The sequence below is a fragment of the Mycobacteriales bacterium genome, from assembly GCA_036497565.1.
Classification (GTDB): Bacteria; Actinomycetota; Actinomycetes; order Mycobacteriales; family QHCD01; genus DASXJE01.
This window is the reverse complement of sequence record DASXJE010000006.1, coordinates 53,372-80,096: the sequence shown is the minus strand read 5'-3', so window position 1 is coordinate 80,096 and position 26,725 is coordinate 53,372. Positions and strand designations below refer to the sequence as shown.

The following is a 26,725-nucleotide window of genomic DNA, read 5'->3' as shown; positions in this document are numbered from 1 at the left end:
GGTGCGCAGCGGCGCAGCGCCGGTCGGCAGCAGCCGGTAGGTGGTCGACGTCGGGACGATGATGTAGTCGCCCTGCCCGATGTCGAAGCCGCCGAAGACCGACTCGAACCGGCCCGCGCCGGACTCGATGTAGATGCACTCATCGCCGATGGCGTTGCGGTAGAGCGGGCTCGGCCGGTCGGCGACGGCGTAGGAGATCCGGCAATCGTCGTTGGCCAGCAGATACTGCCGTCCGGTGATCGCGTCCGCGCCGGTGGTGTCGAGCTTGTGGGTCTTGAGGTGCCGGGGGAGCAGCGGCAGGTTGGCCTTGCGGCCGGCCGGGGGTGCGCTGTGCACCTGGCTGTCGACGATCGCGGTGGGCAGCCCCTCGTGGTAGAGCAGCGCGGAGTCGGCGGAGAAGCCCTCGACCCCCATCAACTCCTCGGGGTAGAGCGTGCCGTCCGGCTTGTGGAACGCCGTGTGGCGCTTGTGCGGGATCGCGCCGACCGCGCGGTAGTAAGGCATGACGACCTCCGTGCTGCCCGATTATCGGACAACCTTGTCCTCTATTTGTAGGGTGGGCTACGGTCACGGTCGTGTCAACCGTGTCGGCAGTCTCCTGGGTGCCGGTGGTCGACGGCTCGCCGTTTCCGGTCGCCAACCTGCCCTACGGCGTGGCACGGGTCGCTGCCGATCGGCACGTCGTCGTCGCGATCGGCGACCGCGCGCTCGATCTGACCGTCGCGGCCGACCTCGGCCTGATCGACGACCCCGATCGCCACCTCGCCGGTCCCGACCTCAACCCGCTGCTGGCCGCCGGTCGACCGCGGTGGAGCGCCCTACGGGCCCGGGTCGGCGAACTGCTGACCGACCGGCAGTTCGCCGCGCAGGTCACCCCGCTGCTGCTCGATCGCCACGACCTGCCACTGGTGCTGCCGTTCGAGGTGGCCGACTACGTCGACTTCTACTCCTCCGAGCAGCACGCGACGAATGTCGGCCGGATCTTCCGGCCGACGCAGCCGCCGCTGCCGCAGAACTGGAAGCACCTCCCGGTGGGCTACCACGGCCGGTCCGGCACGGTGGTGGTCTCCGGTACGCCGGTCGTGCGGCCGCACGGACAGCGTCGGACCGAGTCGGGCCCGGCGTTCGGGCCGAGTGCCCGGCTCGACATCGAGGCGGAGGTCGGGTTCGTCGTCGGTACGCCGACCGGTCTCGGCCGGCCGGTGTCCACGGCGTCGTTCGGCGAGCACGTCTTCGGCGTGGTCCTGCTCAACGACTGGAGCGCGCGCGACATCCAGTCGTGGGAGACCGTGCCGCTGGGCCCGTTTCTCGGAAAGTCCTTCGCCACCTCGATCTCGCCGTGGGTCGTCCCGCTCGAGGCGCTCGAGGCGGCCCGGCTGCCGGGGCCCCGACAGGACCCCGCGCCGTTGGATTACCTGCGGCCGAGCGAGCCGTGGGGACTGGATCTCACGCTCGAGGTGTCGGTCAACGGCCAGGTGGTGTCGCGGCCGCCGTACGCCGGCATCTACTGGACGGCCGACCAGCAGCTCGCGCATCTCACGGTCAACGGGGCGGCGCTGCGCACCGGCGATCTCTTCGCGTCGGGAACGGTCTCGGGCGATGCGCCGGGCGAGCTCGGCTCGCTGATCGAGCTGACCTGGAACGGCACCCGGCCGCTGAAGCTGACGGACGGCTCGACCCGGACCTACCTGGAGGACTGCGACACGGTGTCGATCTCGGCTTTCGCACCCGCTGTGGGCGGAGGCCGCCTCGGCTTCGGCGCGGTGGCAGGCACCGTCGCCCCGGCGATCCCGCCGCCGGCGTACTGAGGAACCGACGATGCCCGAGACTGCGCAGACCCTCGACCGCGGGATCCGGATCCTCACGCTCGCCGGCGCGTCGCCGCACGGTCTGACCGTCGCCGAGCTGGCCGCCGAGCTGGCGGTCGGCCGCGCAGTCGTCTACCGACTCGTCGCGACGCTGGAACGGAACAGCCTGGTCCGGCGCGGTGCCGACGGCCGGATCCGGCTCTGGCTCGGGCTGCTCGAGCTGGCCCACGACGTGCAGCCGCACCTGCGCGACATCGCCCTTCCGCGGCTGCGGTCACTCGCTGAGGCCGTAGGCGCCACCGCACACCTGACCATCGCCGACGGGGGAGAGGCGCTGGCCCTGGCCGTCGCCGAACCGAGCTGGACCGGCCTGCACGTCGCCTACCGGGTCGGTTCGCGCCACCCGCTCGGGCAGGGCGCCGCGGGTCGCGCGATCCTGCTGGGCCGAGACCCGGACTCGACGCAGCCCTACGCCGTGACCGTGGGCGAGTTGCAGGACGGCGCGTACGGCGTCGCCGCACCCATCCGCGGCGTACCCGGGTTGCAGGCCAGCGTCGGAGTAGTCGCGATGCGCGAACTGCAGGGCGACGACGTCGGCCCCCGGGTCGCCGCCGCCGCCCGCCAGATCGCCACCGCCCTGACCTGAGCTATCGGGCAGGCAGCTGGGCGGGCGCCTGGACAAAACCCACTACTAGTGGGTTTTGGTCCGCGACACGCCGTTGGGAGTGTCCATAACCCACTAGTAGTGGGTTTTGTCCACGGGACCCGGGGCTCTTGATCCGGTGCAGGGTCGGGCCTACGGTCCCGGGGTCGACGCGCGGCACCGGGCCGGGCGGGACGAGGTCGCGGGAGGACCACCCACGATGACCAGACGCCAGCGCAGGACCGGTATCGCTCTCGCCGCGTCGCTCGGCCTCGTCGGGCTGGGCGTCGGCGTCGGCGTCGGTACGTCGGCATCTGCGGCACAGGCACCGGCACCGGCCGCGCATCCGCGCGCCGCGCATGTCTGGGTCACCACGCCCGACCGGGCCCAGTTGCTGAGCGACGACGGCCCGCTGCCGTTCTCCGGAGCGGCCGCCGGACAGCAGGTGCAGGTTAACGAGAAGCACACCTACCAGGTGATGACCGGCTTCGGCGCGGCCATCACCGACTCGTCCGCCGTCGACCTCTACCGACTCGACCCGCGGACGCGCAGCCGTCTGATGGCCGAGCTGTTCGACCCGCAGCACGGGGAGGGCCTGAGCTTCCTGCGGCAACCGATGGGCGCGTCGGACTTCGTCGACGGCAAGGACTACACGTTCGACGACCTGCCGGCCGGGCAGACCGACTACGCCATGCGGCACTTCTCGGTCGCGCACGACCAACGGCAGATCCTGCCCCTGCTGCGGCAGGCGAAGCGGCTGAATCCGCAGCTGTCGGTCGTCGCCTCGCCCTGGAGCCCGCCGGCGTGGATGAAGACCAACGACTCCCTGGTCGGCGGGAAGCTGATCGACGATCCGCGGATCTACCGGGCCTACGCGCTCTACTTCGTCAAGTTCATCGAGTCCTACCAGCGGGCCGGCGTACCGGTCGACTTCGTGACGCTGCAGAACGAACCGCAGAACCGCGAGCCCGCCGGCTATCCGGGCATGGATTTCCCCGTCGCGCAGGAGGTGCGGCTGATCGACGCCCTCGGTCCGATGCTGCGTGCGGCGCACCTGAGGACGAAGATCCTGTCCTACGACCACAACTGGACCGAGCATCCGAACGACATCGACACGGCGAAGAAACTCGGCGAAGACCCCGAGGTCAACTACCCCTACGACGTCCTGCACTCCGACGCCGCCAAGTGGGTCGCGGGTACGGCGTACCACTGCTACAACGGCGACCCGACGGCACAGACCGCGCTGCACCAGGCATTTCCGCAGAAGGACATCTACTTCACCGAGTGCTCGGGCAGCGGAAGCACCGACCTCGCGGCGACCTTCTCCGGGACGCTGGAGTGGCACACGCAGCACCTGGTGATCGACAACCTCCGTAACTGGGCCAAGAGCATGATCAACTGGAACCTCGCCCTCGACGACAACTTCGGCCCGCACCTCGGTGGCTGCGGCACCTGCACCGGCGTCGTCACGGTCAACTCCGACGGCACGATCTACCGCAACGCCGAGTACTACACCCTCGGTCACCTGGCGAGATTCGTCCGGCCGGGCGCGGTGCGGATCGCCAGCACGACGGGCGGTGACACCGGTGTCCAGACCGTGGCCTTCCGCAACCCGGACCGCTCGGTCGCCCTCGTCGCGTGGAACGCCGACCAGACCGCGGCACAGACCGTCTCGGTGCACGACGACGGCGCGGCCTTCGCCTACCAGCTACCGGCGGGAGCAGTGGCGACCTTCACCTGGGCTGGGCGGCACTGAGGCTGGACGAGCCGCCGGCACGGGTCACGGCAACGGCGGGAAGGCCTCGTCGGGAAGCCGTACGCCGTCGTCGAGGCGCATCGGATCGGTGATCACGTGGGCGCGGTCCGCGGTGTAAGTGAGGTCGCGGTCGACGTAGATGACGACGTGCGCGATGCGCGGGTCGTCGGTCTGGTTCGCGTTGGCGGAGTGGGCCGTGAACGAGTTGTGGAAGGTGCAGTCGCCCGCCCGGAGCGGGATCGTGACCCGCGGTTCCCAGGTGAGATCGGGAGCGACACGGAACAGATCGGCGCCGTCCGTGAGGTCCTGCGCCCGGAGATCGCGATGCCCGTCCTGTGAGCCGGGGATGAACGTCATGCAGCCCCGCTCCACCGGCACGTCGACGAGGGCGACCCAGGCCGAGAGCGCGTGGCGCACCCGCGCGTGCGGCCAGTACGGGCCGTCCTGGTGATACTCGGTCCGTGCGCCGTTGTGCGGCTCCTTGATGAGCATCTGGTCGTGCCAGAGCCGCAGCGGTATGCCGGCGAGCTTCGTCGCGATGCCCGCGAGATTCGGGTCGAGCGTCAGCGAGCGGAGCGTCTCGTCCTGGGTCCACAGCTGGAGCAGCTGGGCGAAGACCTTCTCCGACTTCCCCGCCTCCGTGTTGCTCCGGATCCGGTCCTTCGCCAGCAGCGCCGCCTCGCCGTACGCCGCCGCGGCCTCCGGCGTGATGACCTGCGGAACGTGGACGAAACCATCCCGGCGGTATTGCTCCACCACGTCGTCGGTCAGGTCCGCAGCCGTCGTACGCGGCTGTTCGGTGATCGTCATGTCCGATGTCCCTTCGTTTCCCCGGTACGACGAGCCTGCGCTCCGGGCGCCGAGGCCGCTAGGACAATGGCACCGGTGACTAGCACGATCCTGTCTTGATCCTGCGGTAGGCTGCCGTCGTGGTGCACCGGCTACGCAGGTCCGCCGTCTTCGGCGACGGGTTGGCGATCGCCTCCGAACCGGTCCTCGTCGACGCGGGCCACCCGCCGCACAGCCATGACTTCCTCGAACTCGTCGTGGTGACCGAAGGCCGAGGCGTGCACATCTCGGTCAGCGGGCGCCAGCCACTTCGGCGCGGATCGCTCGCGGTCGTCCGGCCGGGCGACTGGCACGACTACGACGACTGCCGGAGCCTCACGGTCTGGAACGTCTACGTCGGGGCGGATGTCTTCAGCGAGCAGGTCGGACTCGTCTGGGGAGACGTGGTTTTGACCCGCAGCCTGTGGAGTCTCGACCGTTCGGGCCGCAACGCCGGCGCGGCCCTTCCATCGCTCGACGAGCACGCACTCCGGCGGGTCGAAGGCTGGCTGCGCGAACTCGGCAACAGCACCGGCCCCGCGCACCGTTCCCCGCTCGTCCAGGCGGGTCTGCTGCTGTGCGTGCTGGGGCAGTGCGTGCCGCAGACTTCTGGTCACGAGCTCACCGGCGACCGCCGTACCCATCCGGCGGTCCGGTCGGCGATCCGACTGCTGGAGAACGACATCGCGGCACCGTGGACCGTCGAGCGACTCTCCCGCGAAGTCCACGTCTCGCCGTCGTACCTGGCCAGATGCTTCACCCGAGCGGTCGGTGCGCCGCCGATTGCCTACGTCAACCGGCTCCGTGCCGAACGGGTCGCCGCGATGCTGCTCGAGTCGGACCGGCCGGTGTCCAGCATCGGGGCCAGCGTCGGCTGGCCGGATCCCAACTACGCGAGCCGCCGGTTCCGGGCGGCCTTCGGCCTGAGCCCGGCGGTGTACCGGCGTCGGCTGCGGCCCGAGATGTCCGCGGACGCCGACGGCTACGGCTCGGCGTGAGTGTCCGGGTCCTCGGCCGCCTCCACTTCGTCCACCCAGACCGCGTGTTCGGCGCGCGCCCAGTGTCGCGACACCCGGCCGTGGAGCATGCCGCGGAGGGATTCGCTGTCCCGGAGCGCGTAGATGATGTGGCCGAGGACCAGCAGCCCGACGGCGAGCGCGAACCAGTCGTGCACGAACGTCGCGCCGGTACGCCACGACAGGCGGGTCAGGCCGGTGAAGTTCATGATGATGCCGGTGCCGAAGAGGACGAAGATGGCCCCACCGCTGAGTGCGGCGTTCAGCTTCTGACCCGCGTTGAACTTGCCGACCGGGATCGAGCCGTCCCGTCGGCTGCGCGACCGTAGCCAGCGCCAGTCCGACGGCAGGAAGCGGTTGAGTCGTCGCAGATCGGCCCGGTACGCCGCAAAGATCAGTCCCAGCAGGATCGGCGCCGGCAGCGCGAATCCACAGTAGACATGAACGATCTCGACGAGATGCCGGTTGCCGACCAGGTTGGCGAGCGACCCGTTGTAGAGGATCGCGGCCGTCACCAAGCAGACGATCATCAGTACCGCGATCGACTGATGGACGACGCGTTCGGCCCGGCTGAAACGCTGCAGCGTCGCGCGACGCGTCGCGTCAGTCGTCGAGCTCATCGAGCGACGCCTCCTAATGCTGGATGAAGCCGTTGACGTCGTAGCCGTACTTCTCCCAATAGCCAGGCTCGACGTGGTCCGTGAGCTCGATGGCGGAGAGCCATTTCGTGCTCTTGTAGCCGTACATCGGGGCGGCGTACATCCGCACCGGGCCGCCATGCTCATGCGTGACCGGGCCGCCGAGCATTCGCAGCGCGACGATCACATCCGACCGGCGCGCCTGTTCCATCGTCAGACTTTCCGTGTAGGTCCCGTCGAAGGACCGGAATCTGACCGCCTTCGCGGACGGCAGCGGGTCGGCCCGATCGAGCAGGACGGACAGCCTGACGCCACTCCAATGCACCTGCGGGACCCGCCAGCCCGTGACGCACTGGAAGTCCTTGACCAGCGACGTCTGGGGCATGGCCTTCAGGTCCGCCAGTTTGTAGGTCGCACTGTGGCGGGCCAGCCCGGACACGGCGAGCCGATAGGTCCGCGCCGTGCGTACGGGGACCGACCCGGTGACCGAGTAGAAGCGGAAGGTGTCCCCCAAGGGGATGAGGGAGAGCAACCCGGTCGGGTCGCGATCCGCGATCGGACCGAGCGCCCGAGCCATGCCGTCCTGAACGGAATGGCCGGTCACCACCCCGACGGCACCGGCCACCAGGAGCCCGAGCACGATCCGGCGTCCGACGGGTCGACCGGCCGGGTCTCTCTTCCGGTCGTCACCGCCCATGACGCCAAGTATGGACAATGCCGCGCTCGGAGGCGGTCGCTCCGCCCCGCCCGGCCCTCATGGGGCTTCGCCGGTCGCGGTGCCGCGGATGTCCAGGACGTCGTCGAGCCGGTTGTGGGCGATCAACTGCCACATCCGCTCGGGCGGATGCATGACCACCAACCGGCCGCCGGCGGCCTGGAGGGCGTAGTGCTGGGAGACGAGCATCCCGAGGGCGGTCTGGTCGAAGGACGTCAGCCGGCGAAGATCGACGACGATCATTTCGCGGTAGCCCTCCTGCGCGGCCTCGGTGATTGCCTTGTCGAGGTCGGCGACGGAGCCCGCATCGAGATTCCCACCGGCCTCGATCAGGCAGTGCGCGCCGTCGTGACTGACCGCCAGAGTCGAGTCGGGCGGCTCGTCGCCGTTCGGTCCAGGCGCTGACCGGCCGTCGGTGTTCACACACATCGCCTCTGACTGGGTCACGTTGGGCGGTCCGCGACGGTTCACCGGTGAATTTCCCGAGGAGCCGTCGATTCTGGCGCCGCGTGTTCGACGCACTGATGACGGCACCCGATGCCGCGGGTAGCAAAACCGGACAACCCGGACTCTGAGAGGATCTCGTCATGACGGCTCAAGGCGGCTACGCCGACGTGAACGGCCTGCACATGTACTACGAACTGCACGGGCAGGGCACTCCGTTGGTCCTGCTGCACGGCGGGATGTTGACGATCGACCTGAACTTCGCGGGCCTCATCCCGACGCTGTCGGCCAAGCACCAGATCATCGGGGTCGAGATGCAGGGGCACGGGCGCACCAACGACATCACGCGGCCGATCACCCCGGCAGTGCTGGCCGATGACGTCGTTCTCCTGCTGGATCACCTGGGGATCGACCGGGCCCACGTCCTGGGACACAGCTTGGGCGCCGCGGTGGCGCTGGAGCTGGCTGTCAGCCATCCCGCCCGGGTCCGGTCGGTCGTGCCGATCTCGGCCAGCGTCCGCGCCGACGGAATGCCCGAGGATCTGACCGACCCTCCGACCGAGCACGACTACGCCGACTTCCGCGACGCCTACCTGCAGCTGTCTCCGCACCCGGACCACTACGACGAGTTCTTCGCCGCCCTGGCCAGCTCGGCCGCCGACCTGAAGGGCTGGTCCGACGAGCAGCTGGCGGCCATCACGGCACCGACCCTGATCGTGCAGGGCGACCACGACTTCGTCACCGTGGAGCACGCGGCGCTCATGCAGCACCTGATTCCCGGCTCGATGCTCGCCGTACTCCCGAACACGACACACATGCAGATCACCAGGCGGGCGGACCTTCTGCTCCCGATGCTTGCCGACTTCCTCGACTGACGACGAGAGTGGGCGCACCGTAACGAGCGCAGCGAGCAGGAGGCGACAGATGCAGCAGCCCGAGGACGACCCGCCGGCTCGCCGCAGCGCGGCCCGGTCACCCTGGGCCTATGTCGTCTCCGGTACGGCGGCGGTCGTCATCGTCCTGCTCGTGGCGCTCTTCGGACACCCGCGGGGCGGCTTCGTCGCTGTGGTCGTCGTACTCGGCGTCCTGTGGGCGGCCTACGGGGTCGTCGGGCTCGTCCGGCGGCGCTGACTCAACGGTCCAGAAAGGTGCACACGCAGGCCTTGTTGCCCTCGGGATCGGCCAGCACGGTGAACGCCGGGGCCTGCCCGTCGTCGACCACATGTCCACCCGCGGCGACCGCGGCGGCGATGCGCTCGTCGGCCACGTCGTGCGGGAGCCACAGGTCGACGTGGAAGCGCTGCCGCGGGGGCTCGTGCGCGTCGGTGCGCTGGAACCACAGATTGGGGACCTGCCCGGCGGGGTCCCGCAGGTCGTCACCGTCGACCGAGTCGGTGCTGCCGGTCAGCAGGGCGGCCCAGAAGGGCCCGGCGGCGGCCAGGTCGGCGGTGTCCAACGCCAGTTCGAACTGGGCCACGGCCCTCGGCTCGGCCGCGATCCCCTGCTCCCGGGCGATCTCGCTGATCCGCCGGGCGAGGTCGACGTCGAGCTCGGTGACCCACGGGATGCGCTGTTCGGGACCACCGTCCGCGGGGCGGTAGACCGCGTCGTGGGTGATCAGCTGCAGGTCGACCGCCGGGTAGGTCAGCGTCACGTCCGGGTGGTGGCCGGCCGCCTCAGCGGCCTCTGCGACGGCGTTGACGAACCTGAGGCCGGTCGCGAAGTCGCCGGTGGCGAACCGCCCGTGAAGCGCCTGGGCGAGCTTCCGCCAGTCGTCGAGCTGGGCGTCGAGGATCTCCGGGGTGGTGAGCATCTTCATGCCCGCAGTATGTCAACGGCCCGTCGCCGCTGCCTCCCGCCCATCCCATGATCAAGAGGGGATTCGTACGGCGTTTCGTACCCGAATCCCCTCTTGATCATGGGCGGGGAGGAGGGGTCAGGCGAGGTCGGGCGGTACGTCGAGGGGGACCGGGTCCGGACGGTCGCACGTGCTGGTCACGTCGATCGACGCCCGGCTCTGCGCGGCCTGCAGCAACGACTCCATGACGTCGAGGACGTGCGCCGCCACCTCGAGCGAGGCGCGGTGCGGCCGTCCTGTCTCCAGCCCGCGGGCCATGTCGGCGAGACCGTAGCCGCGGGCCGCGTCTGCGTAGCCGGCCGAGGCCGGCAGGTCGGTCCACTCCCGCGTGTCCCGCTGGAAGACCTGCACCTGCCCGTCGAAGCCGTTGGGGTCCGGCACCGACAGCGAGCCGTCGCCGCCGTAGACCTCGATCCGCGGCAGCTGCCCGGCCCAGATGTCGAAGCTCATCACCATCGTGGTCAGCGCGCCCGAGGCGTGCTCCAGTACGCCGGTCACGTGGGTGTCGACCTCGACGGCGAAGTCGGCGCCGGCCTTCGGGCCGCTGCCGATGGTGCGCTGATCGCGCGGCCGGGACGACGCGCCCACCACCCGGCGCACCGGGCCCAGCAGGTGGACCAGGGCGCTCAGGTAGTACGGGCCCATGTCCAGCAGCGGGCCGCCACCGGGGCGGTAGTAGAACTCGGGATCGGGGTGCCAGCGCTCGTGGCCGGGGGTGACCATGAACGCGGTGGCGGCGACCGGCGTACCGATCAGACCGTCGTCGACGGCCTTGCGCGCGGTCTGCGTGCCCCGGCCGAGAACGGTGTCCGGAGCACAGCCGACCCGCAGCCCCGCCTCAGCGGCGGCGTCGACGACGCGAGTGGCCTCAGCGCCGGTCGCGGCGAGCGGCTTCTCGCCGTAGACGTGCTTTCCGGCGGCGAGGGCGGACAGCGCCACCCCGGCGTGGGCCGCCGGGATGGTGAGGTTGAGGACGACGTCGACCTGGTCGCTGGCCATCAGTTCGTCGACGGACAGCGCGGCCACGTCGGTCTGCGTGTCGGCGAGGGCCTGGGCACGCTGGTGGTCGAGGTCGGCGACTGCGGTCAGCTGCAGGCCGGGGAGACGCGGGAGGCTGCCGAGGTAGGCGCCGCTGATCGCGCCGGCCCCGACGATGCCGACTCTCAGCGGCTTGCCCACAGCAGTCCCCTCTCGGTGAGCGTGCGGACCTCCGGCACGTCGAAGTCGTCCATCTTGTGACCGACCGTCGAAACGAAGATCCGCCCGGCGCCCCACTGCCTCGTCCACACCGCGGGAACCGTCACGGTGCCGTGCCAATCGGTGTCGGCTCCGGGCTCGAAGGTCGTCGTGGCCAGCACGTCGTTGAGCATGTCCGAGAGCACCCAGTACTGCTCGGTGTGCAGGGCGATGGGCCCGGAGATGTCGGCGACGATCGGGTGGTCGGCCCGCTCCGGCGCGATCTCCACCTCGTAGTCGATGAAGCCGCCGGGGTGCTGCATGAACTGCCCGCCGGTCAGCCACTGGTAGGCCGGGGAGTTGTGGAAGGAGTCGACGATGCCACCGTGCCAGCCGGCGAGACCGGTGCCGGCGCGTACGGCGGCGGTGAGGCCCTCGACCTGGTCCCTGCTGGCCTCGCCCATCGTCCAGCACTGCACGATCAGGTCGTTTCCGGCCAACCGGTCCGCGTCGGTGTAGACGTCGAGCGAGTCGCTGATCTCCACCTCGAAGCCCTTCTCCTTCAGGAACGGCAGGAAGGCGTCGGTGGCCTCGACCGGTACATGGCCGTCCCAGCCACCACGAACGACGAGCGCACGACGACTTCTGTCCGCGACGAAGTCTGCGGGCACGAGGGTTCCTCCTTGATCGACTGCTTAAAGATCAACTATCAACGGCTCTGGCCGGCGCCGTTCCCGTTGCGCAACTCGGCAGACCGGCCCTTCTGGTGCATCCAACAGTGTGCCCAATGCCCGTCCGGAAATTCCGTCCGCTCCGGGAAGGTTGTGCGGCACTCGTCCATCGCGAACGGGCAGCGCGGGTGGAAGCGGCATCCGCTGGGCGGGGCGATCAGGTTCGGCGGTTCCCCGAGCATAGCCGCCTCGTCGAAGCGCGCCGTCGGGCGTTCTGCGGTACGCAGCTCAGGGTCGGGCGAGGCTCCGGTGAGCAGCGTGGTGTACGGGTGCATGGGCTGCTGGATGACTGCGTCCTTCGGGCCGCCTTCCACCATCTGGCCGGCGTACATGACCTGGATGTCGTCGCTGAGGTAGCGGGCGCTGGCGATGTCGTGGGTGATGTAGAGAAGCGCCAATTGCTCCTCGTCGCGCAGCTTCGCCAGCAGGTTGAGCATGTCGAGGCGGATGGAGACGTCGAGCATCGAGATCGGCTCGTCGCCGAGCAGGACGGAGGGATGCACCGCGAGCGCCCGGGCGATGACCACGCGCTGGCGCTGCCCGCCGGACAGTTCGTGGGGGAGTTTGTCGAGGAATTCCGAGGCCGGGCTGAGGCTGACCCGCTCCAGGAGGTCGGCGGCCTGTTCGCGCGCCTCCGCCCGGTTCTTGGCGTGGCCGTGGATACGCAGGGCACGTTCGAGGTTGTAACGGATCTTGTGGCCGGGATGCAGCGAGCCGAACGGATCCTGGAAGATCAGCTGGACCTGGCGGTAGTACGCCTTGTCGGCGGACCGCTTGCCGACCGGGTCGCCGTTGAGCCGGATCTCCCCGTCGGTGGGCGGGTAGAACTGGCCGAGCAGCCGGGCCAGGGTGGTCTTCCCGCTGCCGGACTCGCCGACCAGCGCGACGATCCGACCCGGGAACAGCTGCACGGTCGCCCGCTCCACGGCGTGCACGGTCGCTCCGTGGCCGACCGAATCCCGGACGTGGAAATGCTTGGTGACCGAAACCGCCTCCAGCACTGGAGTGTCCGTGGCGGTCGGCCGTGCTTCGGTGAGGGTGTCGGCGTGTTTCACCGGGAACCGACCTCCTGCAGCGGCGGCGTCTTGGTGGCCGGGTCGTAGAGCAGGCAGGCCGCATGCTGGTCCGCGATCGGCAGCAGGTCCGGCCGGCTCGAGTCGCACGGCTCGAACCGGTCTCGGCAGCGCGGGTGGAAGGCGCAGCCGGAGGGCAGATTGGCCAGGTCAGGTGGCGTGCCCGGAATCCCGGTCAGCTCGGTCAGCGGTGCGTGCAACGGCGGGAACGAGTCGCGCAGGCCGCGGGTGTAGGGATGCCGGGGAGACGAGTAAATGTCCTCCGCCGTCCCGATCTCGACGATCCGGCCGGCGTACATGATGGCGATCCGGTCGGCCAGCTCGAGCAGCAGCGAGAGGTCGTGGGTGACGAAGACGACGGCGAAGCCGAGTTCGTCGCGCAGCCGGAGGATCTGGCCGAGGATCTGGCGTTGCATCACCACGTCGACGGCCGTGGTCGGCTCGTCCATGACGACGAGCGACGGGTCGCAGGCGAGGGCGAGGGCGATCATCGCCCGCTGGCGCATCCCGCCGGACAGCTCGTGCGGATAGCTGCGGAGCCGGTCCGGTGGGATCCCGACCATGCCGAGCAGTTCGCGGGTGCGTTCCTCCGACCGGGCCCCGGACATGTCGGGGTCGTGTTCGCGCAGTACGTCGGCGAACTGCGCTCCCAGGCGCATGACCGGGTTCAACGCGTCCATCGCGCTCTGCAGCACGATGGACATCTCGCGCCAGCGGAGCCGGCGGAGTTGCTTGTCGGTCATGGGGACGAGGTCGATCTCCGCGCCATCGTGGCGGAGCAGGATCTGGCCCGCGCTGGTGACGGCCGGTGGTCGCTGCAGCCGGGTCAGCGCCGTGATCAGCGTCGACTTCCCGGAACCGGATTCGCCTGCGACACCGAGGATCTCCCCGCGACGCAGCTGCAAGGAGATCTCGGCGCAGGCCGTCACCGGCGCGCCACCTGTGGCGTAGTCGACGCAGAGGTCCCGGACGTCGAGGAGCACCTCGCCGATGCGTGGGGAGTTGGTCATGCTGCCGCCTCCGATCCGGTGCGGGCCGCGGTCCGGGCTGCGGTGCGGCTGGTGCGCTTGCGTACGACGCGACGCGCGGAGCGCAGGCGCGGGCTGGCGACCTCGTCGATGCCGAAGTTGATCAGGCCGACCGCGGTGCCGATGGCCGCGATGCAGAGACCGGGCGGTACGAACCACCACCATTGGCCGTTGAGGATCGCGTTCTGCTGCTGAGCGTTCTGGATCATCGTTCCCCAGCTCACGGTGTCCGGATTGGAGATCCCGAGGAACGCGAGCCCGGCCTCGGCGAGCACCCCGCCGATGATCCCGTGCAGGAACATCGCCGATACCCAGCCGGACAGCTGTGGGAAGACCTCCACGAAGATGAGTCGGCGCTTGCTCTCGCCGAGCATCTTCATGGCGACCGTGAAGTCCCTGTTGCGCAAGGTCATGGTCTGCGCCCGCAGGGTGCGGGCGCCGCCGGCCCAGCCGAAGACTCCGATGATGAGGGCGATCGTCACCGGGCCGGTCCCCTGCAGATAGCCGGCGACGACGAGGGTCAGCGGGAAGATCGGCAGCACGATGAAGAGGTTGGTGACGAAGTTCAGGACCGTGTCGACGCCTCTGCCGAAGAAGCCCGCCGTGACGCCGAAGAGGATCGCCAGCGCCGTACCGATCACAGCTGCGATCAAGCCGACCAGCAGCGAGTCGCGTGCGCCGACGATCACTTGGGCGAGGACGTCCTGGCCGGTCGAGGTCGTTCCCAGCAGGTGCTGGCTGTTGGGTGACTGGCTGACGGCGAGGTAGTTGAGCGCCTTGGCGTCGCGGCCGAGAAGGGCGTGGTCGATCCAGGGCCCGAAGATGGCGGCCAGCGCGAACACGGCGAAGACCGCCAGCCCGATCCGGACCTTCCAGCTGCGCAGAATGGTGGCACCCATCGGCTACTCTCCCTGCTCCCTGGTCCGCGGATCGAGCAGCACGTAGACCGAGTCCGCGATGAAGTTGGCCAGCAGAACGGCCAGCGTCGTGATCAGCAGAATTCCCTGCATCAATGGGAAGTCGCGATTGGACACCGCCTGGTAGAGCAGGTGACCGATCCCCGGATAGGTGAACACGGTCTCGGTCAGCAGGGCGCCGCCGAGGATGCTGCCGAGCGCGAGGGCGAAGCCGGTGAACTGGGGCAGGATCGCGTTCCGGGCGGCATAGCGGAAGACGATGCGCCCCGGCGACAGGCCCTTCGCGCGGGCGAGCAGCACGTAGTCCTCGCCGGCGGTGGTGATCGTCATGTTGCGCATGCCGAGCAGCCAGCCACCGCAGGAGGAGAAGATGATGGTGACGGCGGGCAGGAAGCCGTAGCGCAGGGTCGACAGCCAGAATCCCGGGCTGGAGCCGAACGAGGCGTCGGGGTTGTATCCGCCGGCCAGCGGGAACCAGCCGAGCCGGAAGCCGAAGAACCACAGGGCGAGCAGCGCGACCCAGAAGTAGGGGACCGCCGACATGAACGTCGACAACGGGCTCAGCCCGCCGTCGAGCCGGCCGCCGGCCCGCCAGCCGCAGATGACGCCGGCCGCCGTACCGATCAGGAACGCCAACACCGTCGTGACGCCGAGCAGCAGCAAGGTCCACGGCAGCGCTTGCGCGATGAGTGCGCCGACCGGGGTCGGGTATGCGCTCGTGGACAGGCCGAGGTTGCCGTGTGCCAGTTGGGCGAGGTAGCTGCCGTACTGGTGGATCAGCCCCTGCTTCGGGTCGCCGAAGATCTTCTCGATCGCTCCGATGGTCTGGGGCGAGAGCGGACCGCCGCTGTGTTGCTGCAGCGACGCGATCACGGCGTCGGCCGGGGAGCCCGGCATGAACCGAGGGATGAGGAAGTTGATGGTGACCGCCGACCAGGCGGCGATCAGGTAGAAGCCGACCCGCCGGCCGAAGAACCCCCACCTGCGGCGTACCGGTGTCTTCGCGCCGGACTCCTGCTCGGCAAGGATCAGATCCGCAGTCGCTTGCGTCATGCCTGGTTCACCCGCTTGAGCTGTTGCAGCATGAGAACGAGGTCCGGGCCGGAGTCGGCCGCGATCATCTTCGACGTACGGTCATCAGGCCAGTCGGTCCAGTAGGACTGGTTGATGACGCACCACATGTTCCCGCTCACGTTGGGCACGAACGGGACCTGCTCCACCACGATCTTCTGCAGCTGGTGGCCGAGCTTCTGCAGCGTCGGCTCGTGATCGGTCTGGCGCATGCCGGCGAGCAGGCTCTTGGTCGCGGGATCGTTCCAGCGTCCCGGGTTGCCGGTCGCCACCTTGCCGGCCGATACGGACAGCGCCGGGTCCATGATGCTGTGGTAGCTCTGATACATGCTGGTGCCGTTGCCGCAGAACCACAGGGCGATGTCGAAGTGCCCGGAGTTCACCTGGTCGAAGAACGTCGCCCCCGGCTGAGCGATGAGCTCCACGTCCAGGCCGAGATGCTTGCGCCACTGGTCGACGAGCACCGCCGACTCGATGTGCCAGGCTGGGTAGTCGTTGCAGAACCGCATGCTCACCCGGTGCGTGCGCCCGTCCTTGACCAGGCGGCCGTTCTGCACCGACCAGCCCGCCTGCTGCAACTCGTGCCGGGCGCCGGCGACGTCGAGCTGCTGGACCTTGCCGCGATACTCCGGGGCGATCCAGTCGCGGTAGATGCGGTCGTCGAGGTTGGTCACGTACATGGGCAGCTGGCCGTCGTTCATCACCCGGGAGACCACCTTGCGGTCGATCGCGAGTGACATCGCACGGCGGACGTGTACGTCGTTCCACGGCGGCGTGGTGAGGTTGAACGCGACGCCTTCGCTGCCTCCGGCCGGCGGCGGGTTGTAGCGGTACTTCCGCGGGTCCTTCGGGACGTAGTGCTGGGTGGCGCCGGGCCACGCGATCGTCGCGAGGTCGAGTTCCCCGTCGATGAGCATGAGCTTCGCCGCGTCCTCGGTCGCGCAGGGATAGCGCACGTACTCCATCGGGAGGTCGCCGCCCCAGTAGCCCTTGCGCCGCCGGAAGGTGCTCTGTTGCGAGGAGAAGCCCTGCAGAACGGTTGGCCCGGTCCCGACCGGATTGGGGTTGGTCCACTTCACCGGATCCTGGTGCTGCCAGATGTGGCGGGGAACGACCCGGACGTTCACGCATTCGACGAGGTTCTGGTACGACGGCTCGTCGAAGGTGAGTGCGACCTTGTCCCGGCCCACCATGTGCACGCCGGTGTACTCGACCCCTGACGGGGTCAGTTCGGCGTGCTTCAGCGGCAGTTGCAGGGTGTAGAAGATGTCGTTCGCGGTCATCGGCGTGCCGTCGGAGAACGTCACGCCACGACGTGCGGTGAACGTCAGCGTCCGGCCGCCGTCGCTGAACTCCCAGGCGCTGGCCAGCCATGGCCTGATCCGCGCTCCGTGTAGCGCGTCGAGTCGGACGAGTTGCTCGTAGACCAGCCCGAAGGACGGCGTCGCGTGGTTGGACGGGGAGAACGCGTTGTAGTTGCGGACCGCCTGCACGTCTTTGTTGAGGACGCTGAAGGTGTCCGAACGGCGCACGTCGGAGGTCGATCCCGATCGTGCGCATCCGCCGAGCTCGACCGCGACAGCCGCGGTGCCGGCTGCACGCAGGAAGTTGCGTCGTGACATCTCGGCCACTGGTGCCTCTTTTCGATCCAACCGGGAAGCGCTCTCCCGAACCTCAGCAGTTGGCTGGTGAGGTGGAGTTCTGCCAGACCACAGTCGTGCTATCGAAAACTTGCGGCATCGGGTTTACGGTGACGCCCAAGCTGTGCTGGCCAGGTACGGTAGGCATGCGCATTTCGGCCGTCAAGGCTTGTTTCACACCGAAGTTCATCGAAAACTTTCGACAGGTGGGCGATCACCGGATGAACCCCGATGCGCGACCGACGTTGGCGACCATTGCCCGTGCGGCGGGGGTCTCGGTGCCGACGGTGTCCAAAGCGCTCAACGGTCGCAGCGACGTGGCGCCCGCGACGCGGCAGCGGATCGAACGGCTGCTCGATCAGAGCGGATACGTGCGCGGCTCCCGGGCCGATCGCGGTGCCGTGGCACCGGTGATCGATGTCGTCATCGATTCGCTGGATAATTCGTGGGCCGCGTCGATGCTCGGTGGCGTCGAGGCGGCGTGCCATGACGCCGGACTCGGCGTGGTGGTGTCGGTGGCGCGTGCGGAGGACCGGCGACGGGCGAAGCCGCGTTGGCTGGACCAGGCGGTCGCCCGGTCGTCGCAGGGCGTTCTGCTGTGTCTGGTCGACCTGCTGCCCGGGCACCAGTCGACATTGCGACGAGTGAACATTCCGTACGTCGTCGTCGACCCCTTGACGTTACCCACCGCCGACATCCCGTCGGTCGGGGCGACCAACTGGGCCGGCGGGCTCTCCGCGACCGAGCACTTGATCGCGCTGGGCCATCGGCGGATCGCCGTGATCGGCGGACCGTCCCGGCTGCTCTACAGCCGGGCCAGGACGGACGGCTACCGGGCCGCGATGGCTCGCGCCGGGCTCGGCGTACCGGCCGGGTATGTGCGCTACTGCCGGTCCGACACCCACGACGGCCGGCAGGCGACAAGGGACCTGCTCGAGCTCGACCCGCGCCCGACGGCGATCTTTGCCGGTTCGGATCCGATCGCTCTCGGTGCGTACCGGGCGCTGCGGGAGGCGGGGGTGACGGTGCCTGCTGAGATAAGCGTCGTCGGGTTCGACGACCGGCCCGAATCGCGCTGGACCAGTCCGCGCCTGACCACCGTGCACCAGCCGCTGGACGAGATGGGGGCGACGGCCGTCGGGCTCCTGGCCGCGGCGATGCGCGGGCAGATGCCCCGGACCCGTCGGGTCGAGCTGGCCACCTCGTTGATCGAGCGGGAGAGCACCGGACCGCCGCCGTCGCCGTAGCGCTCCTCCCCATGATCGTGATCGGATTCCGTCGGCGTTTCGCGGCTTTATCCGATCATGATCATGGAAGAACCGAGGGGAGGAGCGGAGGGGGGAGACGCGGCTACGTGGTGTTGGTGATCAGTCGTTCGCGGTCGAAGATGGCGGACGCGACCCGCCAGCCGAGGCGGATGAGGATCAGCAGAGCGGCCCCGAACGCGAGGGCGACCGGAAGGGTCGCCGGAATGACGTTGAACGCGATGAGCGTGGTGATCGCGACCGACGGGAGCCCCGCGAGGATCGACAGCTGTCCTGCCGTACGCGGGTCCCGGCACCGGGCCGAGACCGCGATGCCGACCCAGATCGACCACGCGGCCAATAGCGGCGTGAAGAGCACCTGGGCGATCAGGTCCGGCGCCTGAATGAGCGCGGTGGCCACGCCGGCGTGGGCGAAGAGTTCGACCGCGGCGATGAAGACGGCATAGACGCCGTATGAGACGACCACGGACGGGACGAAGGCGGCGAGCGCCTTACCGAGCAGCAGCTCGTCCCGGCGTACAGGAGTCGCGAGCACAGGTTCGAGAGTGCCTTGCAGGCGCTCGCCCACCACGGCGTAGGAGGCCAGCGTCGCCGGTACGAGTGCCGGGATCGCCAGCATGTAGACCAGCGAGTGCTCGTGGTGCAGCGTCACCGACGCCGAACTCGGCAGGGTGAAGATCTGGATCAACGGCTGGATGAGAAAGACGAAGGGGAGGATGACCATCGCGTACACGATGTTGCCGTTGCGGCGGTACTCCCGAAGCTCCTTGTCGAAGATCGCACGCACCCGCCGCCGGCTCATGCCCGTCTCGCCTCGTCGTCGGTGTCGATGAGCTCGAGGTAGACGTCCTCCAGCGAGTGGCGGGACTCCCCGATCGACAGCACGTCCGCGCCGGCCGCCACGAGAGCGCGGGTGACCGACGGCGCGGCGGCGGCCGGGTCGGACACGGTCAGGACGTAGTGGTCCGCGCTGTCGCGGCTCCAGCCGTCGACTTCGGGCAGGCCGGCGAAGACCCTGTCGGGATCCGGCAGTGCGATGCGGGTGCGCACCATGAGTGTCTTGGCGAACAGGTGGTCGCGGAGCTCGTCCGTGCGGCCGATCGTGCGCAGCGTCGTGTTCAGGATCGCGATCCGGTCACACAGGCGTTCGGCCTCGTCGAGCCGGTGCGTGGTGAGGAAGATCGTGACACCGCGCTCCCGCAGCTCGCCGATCAGTCCGTGGACGTCGCGGGCCGCGACGGGGTCCAGGCCTGAGGTCGGCTCGTCCAGGAAGAGCACCTCGGGATCGTTGAGCAACGCCCTGGCCAGGGCCACGCGCTGCCGAAGTCCTTTGGACAGGGTGCCGCAGGCATCGGCCGCTCGGTCGGCGAGGTTGACCGCTTCCAGCGCTCGGGCGATGCGCTGCCGCGGCTCGGCCACCTCATAGAGATCCGCGAAGCAGGCGAGGTTCTCGGCCACGCTCAGCCGCAGATACAGACCGGGTGACTCGGGCATGATCGAGATCCGCCGGCGGATCTCGACGCCGTTCTCCGGCGTGAGCGGCAGGCCGGCGACCGTCGCCGACCCGGACGTCGGCGCGATCAGCGTGCCAAGAGTCCGCACGGTCGTCGTCTTCCCCGCACCATTGGGGCCGAGAAACCCGAATACTTCGCCGTAGCCGATCTGGAACGAGACGTCGTCGAAGGCGACCCGGTCGCCGAACCGTTTGCCCAGCCCCTCCGCACGCAGCGCCGGCGCGTCGCCCTTCGCCTCGCCCGCAGGACGCGTCCCGGACCGCATCTCGCGATCATCCCGCACGGTTGCGCCGACCGCACTTCTACCACCTACGAGTCGCGGCGCGCCGCTCGGCTTTGATCTCGTTGGAACAGGACGAACAGCCATGCCAGAGACGGCACTACGAATAGGAGGCCCACGAGGGACGCGATGGCGGTCGCCTGCAGGGTGGCGTGCGCGGCTGCCGCTTGATCGAGGGACAGGCCAGGCAGCAACTCGGGGTATTGGCCGACTCCCCACGCCCACAACATGGCGGTGACGGCGAGCGCTGCCGTGACTCGCACGGCGATGTAATCACGCCTTGTCAGGAGTAGCAGCGACGTGAGTCCGGCGACGATCGAGACGATGACGAGCGGTAGCCCGCCGTCGAGCAGCTCGCGGTAGATCTGGCGCGCGTCTGCGTGCACGACCGCGATCGCAGCGACCGCTACGACGCCGACCGTGATGCCACTGAGCAGGCCCTGTCGGCGGTAGTACTCAGCAAGTTCGCCGTGTCCGCCGCGGCGGGCGTCCGCCGTGAGGTAGATCGCTGAGAGATAGGCGCAGACGGCGATCGCGAGTACGCCGCAGGCCAGCGAGGTGGGGTTGACCCAACTGGTGATGATGTCGCCGTTGGCGAGCCCTGGTGGAACCCGGCCGGAGGCGATGCCGCCGGCCAGTGCGCCGAGGAAGAAAGGTGTGATCACAGACGAGAACGCGAACGCCGCGCCGAACAGACGTCGTTGCCATGTCTCGGTGACGGCTTTGCGGAACGCGAACGCCGAACCGCGGGCGATGATGCCGATCGCAACAAGGGTTAGCGGAATGTAGAGCGTAGAGGCAATCGCAGCGAATAGGGCCGGGAAGGACGTCCACATCAGTACGAGGACGAAGATCAGCCAGACATGGTTGGCTTCCCATACCGGCCCGATGGAGTGTTCGATGAGCGTGCGCCGCTCGTGTCCGCGGTCCGGGTTGCCGGCGATCAGATCCCAGAACCCGGCACCGAAGTCCGCTCCGCCGAGCAGGGCATAGGCGGTCACGGAAAGCCAGATGAGCGCCAGAAGCGCGGTAGCCAGCGACATGGTTACCCCACTTCGTAGTCGGCGAGGTCAGACTCTTGTGGCGCGGCAGGGACAGGCCTGCTGCGGACCATATGACGCAGGACATAGACGATGGCCACAGTGAGGACGGCATAGACGATCAGCAGCAGCGGCAGTCCCCAACCGATCCCTGTCGCGGGATTGACGGCCTGATCGACCCGAAGCAGGCGGTAGACGATCCATGGCTGGCGTCCGACCTCGGTAGTGATCCAACCCGCTTCCATGGCCACGACGGCCGCAACGCCGGACACTGCGACTGCACGCAGGAACCAGGCCGAGGCAGGTAGGTCATGGTGGCGCCACCAGGCCCATCCGAACCACGCGCCGAGTGCGAGGAGCGCGAAGCCGACGCCGACCATGCTGTCGAAGGCCAGATGAACGATATTGACCGGTGGGCGCTGGTCGACGGGTATTTCGTGCAGCCCAGCGACATAGGCTCTCGGGTCAAGCCGGGCCAGAAGAGACAGACCATCAGGAATGCGGATCGCTCCGTGCAGGGCGTTGTCGTAGTAGATGCCACCGAGCGACTCGGGGGCGCCGTGCCTGCCGCGGAATAGGCCCTCCATCGCCGCGAGCTTCGCCGGCTGGTCGTCGGCCACGTAGCGGGCCGCCCAGTCTCCGACCACGATCTGGATCGGCGTCACCGCGCAGGCGAAGGACAGCGGGACGAGCATCCCGAGACGGTGGTAGCGGTCACGGTGTCCCCGCAACATGGCAACGGCGTACACGCTGGCGATGAGGAAACCGGTGACCATGAACGCGGCCAGGATCATGTGGGTGGTTTCGGGCCAGGTCGCCTTGTTGAACATCGCCGACCAGGGGGACACACTCGTCAGCTTGCCGTTGCGTTCAGTGAAGCCTTGTGGGCTGTTCATCCATGAGTTGGCGCATACCACGAAGAACGCCGACAGCACGCCGGCCAGGAAGATCGGGATACCTGAGAGCAGATGGACCCGTGGCGTGAGTCGATCCCAGCCGTAGAGGTAGATACCGAGAAAAATCGCTTCGACGAAGAACGCGAATCCCTCGATCGCGAACGGCAGACCGATCACCGATCCGTAGTGCTCCATCAGGCCCGACCACAACAGGCCCATCTCGAAGGACAGAATCGTCCCGGATACGGCGCCCACCGCGAACAGGACGCCCAGCGTCCGAGCCCACCGACGCGCGAGCAGACGGTAGTGCACGTCGCCGGTCCGCTGACCTCGCCATTCCAGGAACAGCGTCAGACCGGGCATGCCAACCCCGAGACAGGCAAGGATGATGTGCCAGCCCAGCGAGAAGCCCATCTGCGACCGCGGCGCGATGATGCTTCCCGCAGCTGCAATCGACACGTGCGAGACCATTCCGGTAACAAGCTCCTCCCGCGCCGGCGGCAAACGGGAGGAGAGGTGGATCCCCGCTTGGGCTCCGCGTCGACCTCTGGACTCTACGACCGCCATTCTCGGACGCAGCCGTCAGCATCGGGAGCACCCCGGAACGGGCCGTTCGCAGTGCACCGGGCGGACGCACTGGAACGTGATCGTGTCATGGCAGGCTGAGGAGGATGATGCCGGCGACGCCGACGAAACGGTGGAGTTGGCCGGGTAGGGCGCGGCTGCGACGCCAGGCGGCGAGGAGGAGCAGCCATCAATTCGCGAGGTGACGCGGTATAGGCCGGGCCCGCCTAACGGTCAGGGTTGGAGAATGTCGTCGATGACGATGGTGATGTCCGCAGGTCGCAGTCCTGTGTAAGTACGGATGTCATGGGCGACAGTGCGGCGGATGCGGTCGGCGAGGGCGGGTAGGTCGTGGCCGTAGGTGGCGGCAACGGTGACCTCGATGGCAGTGCTGGAGCCGGTGATGCCAGCGGCGACGGTGGCGGAGGAGTCGCTCGGAGCGGCATGGGTCAGGGCGGCCCGGACGCCGTCGGTGCGTTCGGCTGCCGTGCGGGCGGTGACGATGATGACGCGCACGGCGATTCGGGTGAGTCCGTCCGGGCCTCCTGGTAGCAGTCCGTACTCGGGGTGTTCGAGGGTGGTCCGAATGCGGCGTAGCGCCTCGTCGATGAGGCTGTCGGGTGGCTGCACATGTTCGGCGGCGAGCACAGTGACCGGGTCCCACAGCCGGGCGTATTCGGTGAGCGCTGCCTGGCAGTGGACGCACCCTTGCTGATGTGGGGTGCGCCGTGTGGCGTCGCCGTCGGCGACCTGGGCGATGAGGTCGTCGATCGTGGCGCCACAGGGCACTTGGTCGCCGCGGGTGCCGGTCATGCCCAATCCCGAAGGTCGGTGATCAGGGTTCGCCGCGCTCTGGCGAGCCTGCCGCGGACAGTGGGTTCGGGAAGTTTGAGGATGTCGGCGACCTCCTGATAGGTGAGTCCTTCCATCTGATGGAGCACGAGGACCGTGCGTTGGTCTGGCGGCAGAGCCGCTATCGCGGCTGCAGTGGCGCGGGCTCGGTGCTCGGCGACGACGGCATCCTCCGGACCGCTTCCAGCCGGGTAGTCCTCGTCCCGGAGTGGGACGGGCGGCGGGCGGCGCCGCTTGTGGTTGATGCAACGGTTGATGACGATCCGGTAGAGCCAGGTGGTGAATTGCGCGCCGCCCACGAACCCGGCCAGAGCGGACCAGACTTGCACGAAGGTGTCTTGGGCGACGTCCTCGGCGTCTTCGTGGTTGCCGAGCATGCGGAGCGCGATCCGGTAGACCCGGACGCGGTGGCGGCGCACCAGCGCCTCGTAGGCGGCGGTGTCGCCGTTGCGTGCCTTGCCGACGAGCCAGGCGTCGGCAGCCGGATCGGATGTGAATGTGGGACCGGGCGCACGGCGTGGGGTAGCCGTCGGGGGCTCGCCGGCGGGCGGTTGACTTGGCGAGCTCATCGGGTCAAGGGCCGGCACCAGCGCGCGACGCCCCGACGGGCTTGTTTCGCACCGGATCGGGCACGGGCTGGTCTCCTTGTCATGAACCGCAGGCGTGATCAAGCGGGCCGGCGCTGCGGCCGTCGCCGGGTCGGCAGATCCGACCCACAACGGTAGAGGGCATCCGGCGGCGGGGCGCGCGCCAAGTCCTACCGAGGCTGGAGTGGGCGGCCCGTGCGCGGCGCAGAGCATGCGGTGGCGTGCCGTTCGCTCGGTCATGGCCCCTCCGGTTCGGGCAGCCTCTTGACGCGGCTTGTCGGGTTTTGGTCCTCCGTTCCGGCTTCGTTTCCGTCCCGCCCGAGGCATGTGGCGGGATGATCAAGTGAGGTGTCGCCTGGCGCTGGTGGTGTCGAGGCGGAGGGCGAGCCGGGTGGGTAGGTGCTGCTCTCCCAACGCTTCGCGAAGGTGGGCCACCGCCTCGGTGTTGATCTTCGTACGCAGGCCGGCGAGGTCGGCGCGTTCTTCGACGCCGATGGTCAGGACGAGTTCGAGGGCGTCGGTGCTGCCGGTGAGCCTGCCGCGGGCGTAGGTGACTCCGGGGTATGAGCCGATCTCGGTCTCGAGAGCGTCGGTGGCGATGTGCGCGCCGACGCGGGTTGTGCCGCGCCTGTGGTCGGCTTCCAGGTGAAGTGTGCCGACCCGGTCGCGGCGGGACTGGACGAGGAGCCAGCGCAGGCAGGCGAGTCCGACGACGGCAGCGGCCGCAGCGACGACGGGCCAGAACCAACCGCTCCCGTCCACGTAGCGCGACTCTGCTGGGGTGAATAGCGCGGCATGTGCACGGCCGGTGCCGAAGACACCGAGGCCGACGGTCAACGAGGCGGCTCCACCAGCGGCGAGCAGGAGGCCGACGAAGGCGAGGCCGTAGCGGTTGCCGCGGCCGGTGCGGGCGGTGGTCATCACGCCTTCCGTCGATGAAGTTTGGTGTGCACGGTGCGGGGTCGGATCGGGGCGAGCTGGTCCAGGCGGGCGGTGACCGCGGTGGTGACGGCCTCGCGTTGCCCGGTCGGATCCCGCAGGTAGCTGGTGGCCGTGACCTTGACCCGCCGCCGGCCCACGTCCACGTGGGCCTTGGCGATGCCGTCGACGCGTGCGGCTTCGGTGAGTGTGCGGCTCAGGCTTCGCCGCGTGGCTCCGGCGACGACGTCGGGGTCGCCGGTGGTCAGCGCCTGCAGCTTCTGCCGGCCCGGTGCGGCTGCGGCGATCAGCAGAAGCATGCCGATCAACGCGACTCCAGCGGAGATCATTAGTACGACGGTGGTGTCCCAGGTGTTCTCCCGCAGAAGCTCGCCTATTTGTTCGTACGGCCAGATCAGCGAGCGGCGGATGGTCGCGACGGCGATCACGTCGATCACCACGGTTGCGCCGACGGCGGCACCGACGGCGGCCACGACGATGGCTGGCAGCGTACGGCGGCGGCGGGGAAGGGCGGGCATCAGCGCACCCTCTGGTGTCCAGTTGGGGGGATGAGCCGGGCGATGTCGACGTCCACCTGTTTGACCTGCAGGCCGGTCAGCTCGCCGACCCGGACGATGACACGGCTTCGGGCAGCGTCGGCGGTGCGCCGGATCGGATTCGGGTAGGTGACCGACATCCGCACCGACACGATGGCGATGTCGCCGTCGATTTCGGCGGCGGCCTGCGCCCTGCCCTGTCCGTCATCGTGTCCGAGCCGAACACCGAGCAGGCGGCGGGGAACGCCACTCGCCTCGCCGATCTCGTCGACGGCCTGGGCGGCAATTTTCTCCACAACCCGGGCGGCGACGCTGGTGCGGCCACGTCGTTCCGGGACAGCCAGTGGTTGCGTCCTCACAGCCGCTCACGGTCATGCCGATTCAGCCGGCCGAGCAGGCCGGCCGGGTCGCCTCCGTCGTCGATTGCGCGTCCGGCGACGAGTCCGACGATGCCCATGATCAGCACGATGATGAATGCGGCGAAGCCGCCGAACGCGCCGGCCAGCCCCAATGCGATGCCGAATATGAAGCCAAAGTGGGTTGCGGTGAGGTTCATGGCTGCTCGCTTCCTGAGCGCGACGCAATTGACCGGTCGGCGCGGTTGCCGCTGGGGAGGTCGACGTCGAGGTCGTCGACCGCAACGGTCAGCCGGCGGTCACCGATGAGTGGCCGGGTCAGCGCACCGAGATGAGCGGCGACGTGGTGGAGCGGGTGTCCGCGGTGGGCGACGATGTGGATTTCGACGTCGGCGTCGGTGACCCGGATCCCGCTGACCTTTCGGCCGGGGAGGTAGGTGGCGACCTCTCCGAACATCCCGGCTGACAGGGCGGCGACCGCGGGGCATCCCGCGGCCGCGGCCGCCACCAGGTCGACATCCACCTCGCTACCGGACAGAACCCGATCAGTCCGG

Annotated in this window: 31 protein-coding genes; 7 read left to right on the top strand and 24 right to left on the bottom strand. The window is 68.9% G+C overall.

Annotated features, from left to right (window positions below):
• Positions 1-504 (bottom strand): homogentisate 1,2-dioxygenase (locus VGH85_00675; GenBank protein ID HEY2172305.1); only part of this gene is annotated, 504 nt, incomplete at its 3' end.
• Positions 505-575: 71 nt separating this feature from the next.
• Here VGH85_00675 and fahA point away from each other — a divergent pair.
• The 3 genes from fahA (at position 576) to VGH85_00660 (ending at position 4,207) form a co-directional block, all read left to right on the top strand.
• A complete protein-coding gene (gene fahA, locus VGH85_00670) occupies positions 576-1,808 on the top strand; it encodes a fumarylacetoacetase (protein HEY2172304.1) in 1,233 nt (410 codons plus the stop codon).
• 10 nt (positions 1,809-1,818) lie between these two features.
• Positions 1,819-2,454 (top strand): helix-turn-helix domain-containing protein, encoded by a 636-nt coding sequence (locus tag VGH85_00665; GenBank protein HEY2172303.1) that lies wholly within the window; start codon positions 1,819-1,821, stop codon positions 2,452-2,454.
• A 217-nt stretch (positions 2,455-2,671) separates the two neighbouring features.
• Positions 2,672-4,207: a glycoside hydrolase family 30 beta sandwich domain-containing protein gene (locus tag VGH85_00660; protein ID HEY2172302.1), complete on the top strand. Its 1,536-nt coding sequence runs from the start codon at positions 2,672-2,674 to the stop codon at positions 4,205-4,207.
• A gap of 24 nt (positions 4,208-4,231) precedes the next feature.
• On the opposite strand, the gene VGH85_00655 is transcribed toward VGH85_00660, so the two are convergent.
• Entirely contained in the window at positions 4,232-5,017 is a 786-nt protein-coding gene (locus VGH85_00655) for a phytanoyl-CoA dioxygenase family protein (protein HEY2172301.1), read from the bottom strand.
• 119 nt (positions 5,018-5,136) lie between these two features.
• Here VGH85_00655 and VGH85_00650 point away from each other — a divergent pair, with 119 nt between their 5' ends.
• The gene (locus VGH85_00650; GenBank protein ID HEY2172300.1) at positions 5,137-6,033 is read left to right on the top strand and encodes an AraC family transcriptional regulator; all 897 of its coding nucleotides are present in this window, start codon (positions 5,137-5,139) and stop codon (positions 6,031-6,033) included.
• Here the strand turns inward: VGH85_00650 and VGH85_00645 are convergent.
• The 3 genes from VGH85_00645 to VGH85_00635 are packed head-to-tail and all read right to left on the bottom strand — an operon-like array spanning position 6,018 to position 7,851.
• Positions 6,018-6,671 carry a cytochrome b/b6 domain-containing protein gene (locus VGH85_00645; protein ID HEY2172299.1) on the bottom strand — a complete coding sequence of 218 codons (654 nt, stop codon included), beginning with the start codon at positions 6,669-6,671 and terminating at the stop codon, positions 6,018-6,020. The genes VGH85_00650 and VGH85_00645 overlap by 16 nt on opposite strands.
• Before the next feature lie 13 nt (positions 6,672-6,684).
• Entirely contained in the window at positions 6,685-7,386 is a 702-nt protein-coding gene (locus VGH85_00640; protein ID HEY2172298.1) for a molybdopterin-dependent oxidoreductase, read from the bottom strand.
• Positions 7,387-7,443: 57 nt separating this feature from the next.
• A complete protein-coding gene (locus tag VGH85_00635; protein HEY2172297.1) occupies positions 7,444-7,851 on the bottom strand; it encodes an STAS domain-containing protein in 408 nt (135 codons plus the stop codon).
• A 140-nt stretch (positions 7,852-7,991) separates the two neighbouring features.
• On the opposite strand from VGH85_00635, the gene VGH85_00630 reads away from it, so the two are divergent.
• Together VGH85_00630 and VGH85_00625 are read left to right on the top strand one after the other, a co-directional pair.
• Entirely contained in the window at positions 7,992-8,723 is a 732-nt protein-coding gene (locus VGH85_00630) for an alpha/beta hydrolase (protein HEY2172296.1), read from the top strand.
• Positions 8,724-8,772: 49 nt separating this feature from the next.
• Positions 8,773-8,979, top strand: a complete 207-nt coding sequence (locus VGH85_00625; protein ID HEY2172295.1) for a hypothetical protein — start codon at positions 8,773-8,775, stop codon at positions 8,977-8,979.
• 1 nt (position 8,980) lies between these two features.
• Here the strand turns inward: VGH85_00625 and VGH85_00620 are convergent, their stop codons facing one another.
• From VGH85_00620 to VGH85_00585, 8 genes are all read right to left on the bottom strand, one after another.
• Positions 8,981-9,667: a VOC family protein gene (locus VGH85_00620; GenBank protein HEY2172294.1), complete on the bottom strand. Its 687-nt coding sequence runs from the start codon at positions 9,665-9,667 to the stop codon at positions 8,981-8,983.
• Positions 9,668-9,784: 117 nt separating this feature from the next.
• Complete coding sequence (locus tag VGH85_00615) at positions 9,785-10,885, bottom strand: Gfo/Idh/MocA family oxidoreductase (GenBank protein ID HEY2172293.1); 1,101 nt, start codon at positions 10,883-10,885, stop codon at positions 9,785-9,787.
• Positions 10,870-11,553, bottom strand: a complete 684-nt coding sequence (locus tag VGH85_00610) for a ThuA domain-containing protein (GenBank protein HEY2172292.1) — start codon at positions 11,551-11,553, stop codon at positions 10,870-10,872. The genes VGH85_00615 and VGH85_00610 overlap by 16 nt, the downstream gene beginning before the upstream one ends.
• A 38-nt stretch (positions 11,554-11,591) precedes the next feature.
• The gene (locus VGH85_00605) at positions 11,592-12,668 is read right to left on the bottom strand and encodes an ABC transporter ATP-binding protein (GenBank protein HEY2172291.1); all 1,077 of its coding nucleotides are present in this window, start codon (positions 12,666-12,668) and stop codon (positions 11,592-11,594) included.
• Positions 12,665-13,696, bottom strand: a complete 1,032-nt coding sequence (locus tag VGH85_00600) for an ABC transporter ATP-binding protein (GenBank protein ID HEY2172290.1) — start codon at positions 13,694-13,696, stop codon at positions 12,665-12,667. Before VGH85_00600 ends, VGH85_00605 begins: the two co-directional genes overlap by 4 nt.
• Positions 13,693-14,613, bottom strand: a complete 921-nt coding sequence (locus VGH85_00595; GenBank protein HEY2172289.1) for an ABC transporter permease — start codon at positions 14,611-14,613, stop codon at positions 13,693-13,695. Before VGH85_00595 ends, VGH85_00600 begins: the two co-directional genes overlap by 4 nt.
• Before the next feature lie 3 nt (positions 14,614-14,616).
• Positions 14,617-15,684: an ABC transporter permease gene (locus VGH85_00590; GenBank protein ID HEY2172288.1), complete on the bottom strand. Its 1,068-nt coding sequence runs from the start codon at positions 15,682-15,684 to the stop codon at positions 14,617-14,619.
• A complete protein-coding gene (locus VGH85_00585; GenBank protein HEY2172287.1) occupies positions 15,681-17,324 on the bottom strand; it encodes an ABC transporter substrate-binding protein in 1,644 nt (547 codons plus the stop codon). Before VGH85_00585 ends, VGH85_00590 begins: the two co-directional genes overlap by 4 nt.
• Positions 17,325-17,563: 239 nt before the next feature.
• On the opposite strand from VGH85_00585, the gene VGH85_00580 reads away from it, so the two are divergent.
• A complete protein-coding gene (locus tag VGH85_00580; GenBank protein HEY2172286.1) occupies positions 17,564-18,589 on the top strand; it encodes a substrate-binding domain-containing protein in 1,026 nt (341 codons plus the stop codon).
• A gap of 103 nt (positions 18,590-18,692) precedes the next feature.
• Here the strand turns inward: VGH85_00580 and VGH85_00575 are convergent, their stop codons facing one another.
• The 11 genes from VGH85_00575 to VGH85_00525 all read right to left on the bottom strand — a co-directional run bounded on the left by VGH85_00575 (position 18,693) and on the right by VGH85_00525 (position 26,694).
• Positions 18,693-19,409, bottom strand: coding sequence for an ABC transporter permease subunit (locus tag VGH85_00575; protein HEY2172285.1), 717 nt, complete (start codon positions 19,407-19,409; stop codon positions 18,693-18,695).
• Positions 19,406-20,386, bottom strand: a complete 981-nt coding sequence (locus VGH85_00570; GenBank protein HEY2172284.1) for an ABC transporter ATP-binding protein — start codon at positions 20,384-20,386, stop codon at positions 19,406-19,408. Before VGH85_00570 ends, VGH85_00575 begins: the two co-directional genes overlap by 4 nt.
• A gap of 44 nt (positions 20,387-20,430) precedes the next feature.
• Positions 20,431-21,444 carry a cytochrome d ubiquinol oxidase subunit II gene (locus VGH85_00565; GenBank protein ID HEY2172283.1) on the bottom strand — a complete coding sequence of 338 codons (1,014 nt, stop codon included), beginning with the start codon at positions 21,442-21,444 and terminating at the stop codon, positions 20,431-20,433.
• Positions 21,445-21,446: 2 nt separating this feature from the next.
• Entirely contained in the window at positions 21,447-22,808 is a 1,362-nt protein-coding gene (locus VGH85_00560) for a cytochrome ubiquinol oxidase subunit I (protein HEY2172282.1), read from the bottom strand.
• A 327-nt stretch (positions 22,809-23,135) separates the two neighbouring features.
• Positions 23,136-23,714 (bottom strand): Asp23/Gls24 family envelope stress response protein, encoded by a 579-nt coding sequence (locus VGH85_00555; GenBank protein HEY2172281.1) that lies wholly within the window; start codon positions 23,712-23,714, stop codon positions 23,136-23,138.
• Positions 23,711-24,322, bottom strand: coding sequence for an RNA polymerase sigma factor (locus tag VGH85_00550; protein ID HEY2172280.1), 612 nt, complete (start codon positions 24,320-24,322; stop codon positions 23,711-23,713). Before VGH85_00550 ends, VGH85_00555 begins: the two co-directional genes overlap by 4 nt.
• 357 nt (positions 24,323-24,679) lie before the next feature.
• Complete coding sequence (locus tag VGH85_00545; GenBank protein HEY2172279.1) at positions 24,680-25,261, bottom strand: hypothetical protein; 582 nt, start codon at positions 25,259-25,261, stop codon at positions 24,680-24,682.
• Positions 25,261-25,797, bottom strand: a complete 537-nt coding sequence (locus VGH85_00540) for a DUF6286 domain-containing protein (GenBank protein HEY2172278.1) — start codon at positions 25,795-25,797, stop codon at positions 25,261-25,263. The genes VGH85_00545 and VGH85_00540 overlap by 1 nt, the downstream gene beginning before the upstream one ends.
• Positions 25,797-26,174, bottom strand: a complete 378-nt coding sequence (locus VGH85_00535; GenBank protein HEY2172277.1) for an Asp23/Gls24 family envelope stress response protein — start codon at positions 26,172-26,174, stop codon at positions 25,797-25,799. The genes VGH85_00540 and VGH85_00535 overlap by 1 nt, the downstream gene beginning before the upstream one ends.
• The gene (locus tag VGH85_00530) at positions 26,171-26,371 is read right to left on the bottom strand and encodes a hypothetical protein (GenBank protein ID HEY2172276.1); all 201 of its coding nucleotides are present in this window, start codon (positions 26,369-26,371) and stop codon (positions 26,171-26,173) included. Before VGH85_00530 ends, VGH85_00535 begins: the two co-directional genes overlap by 4 nt.
• Entirely contained in the window at positions 26,368-26,694 is a 327-nt protein-coding gene (locus VGH85_00525) for an Asp23/Gls24 family envelope stress response protein (GenBank protein ID HEY2172275.1), read from the bottom strand. Before VGH85_00525 ends, VGH85_00530 begins: the two co-directional genes overlap by 4 nt.
• Between the last annotated feature and the right edge of the window lie 31 nt (positions 26,695-26,725).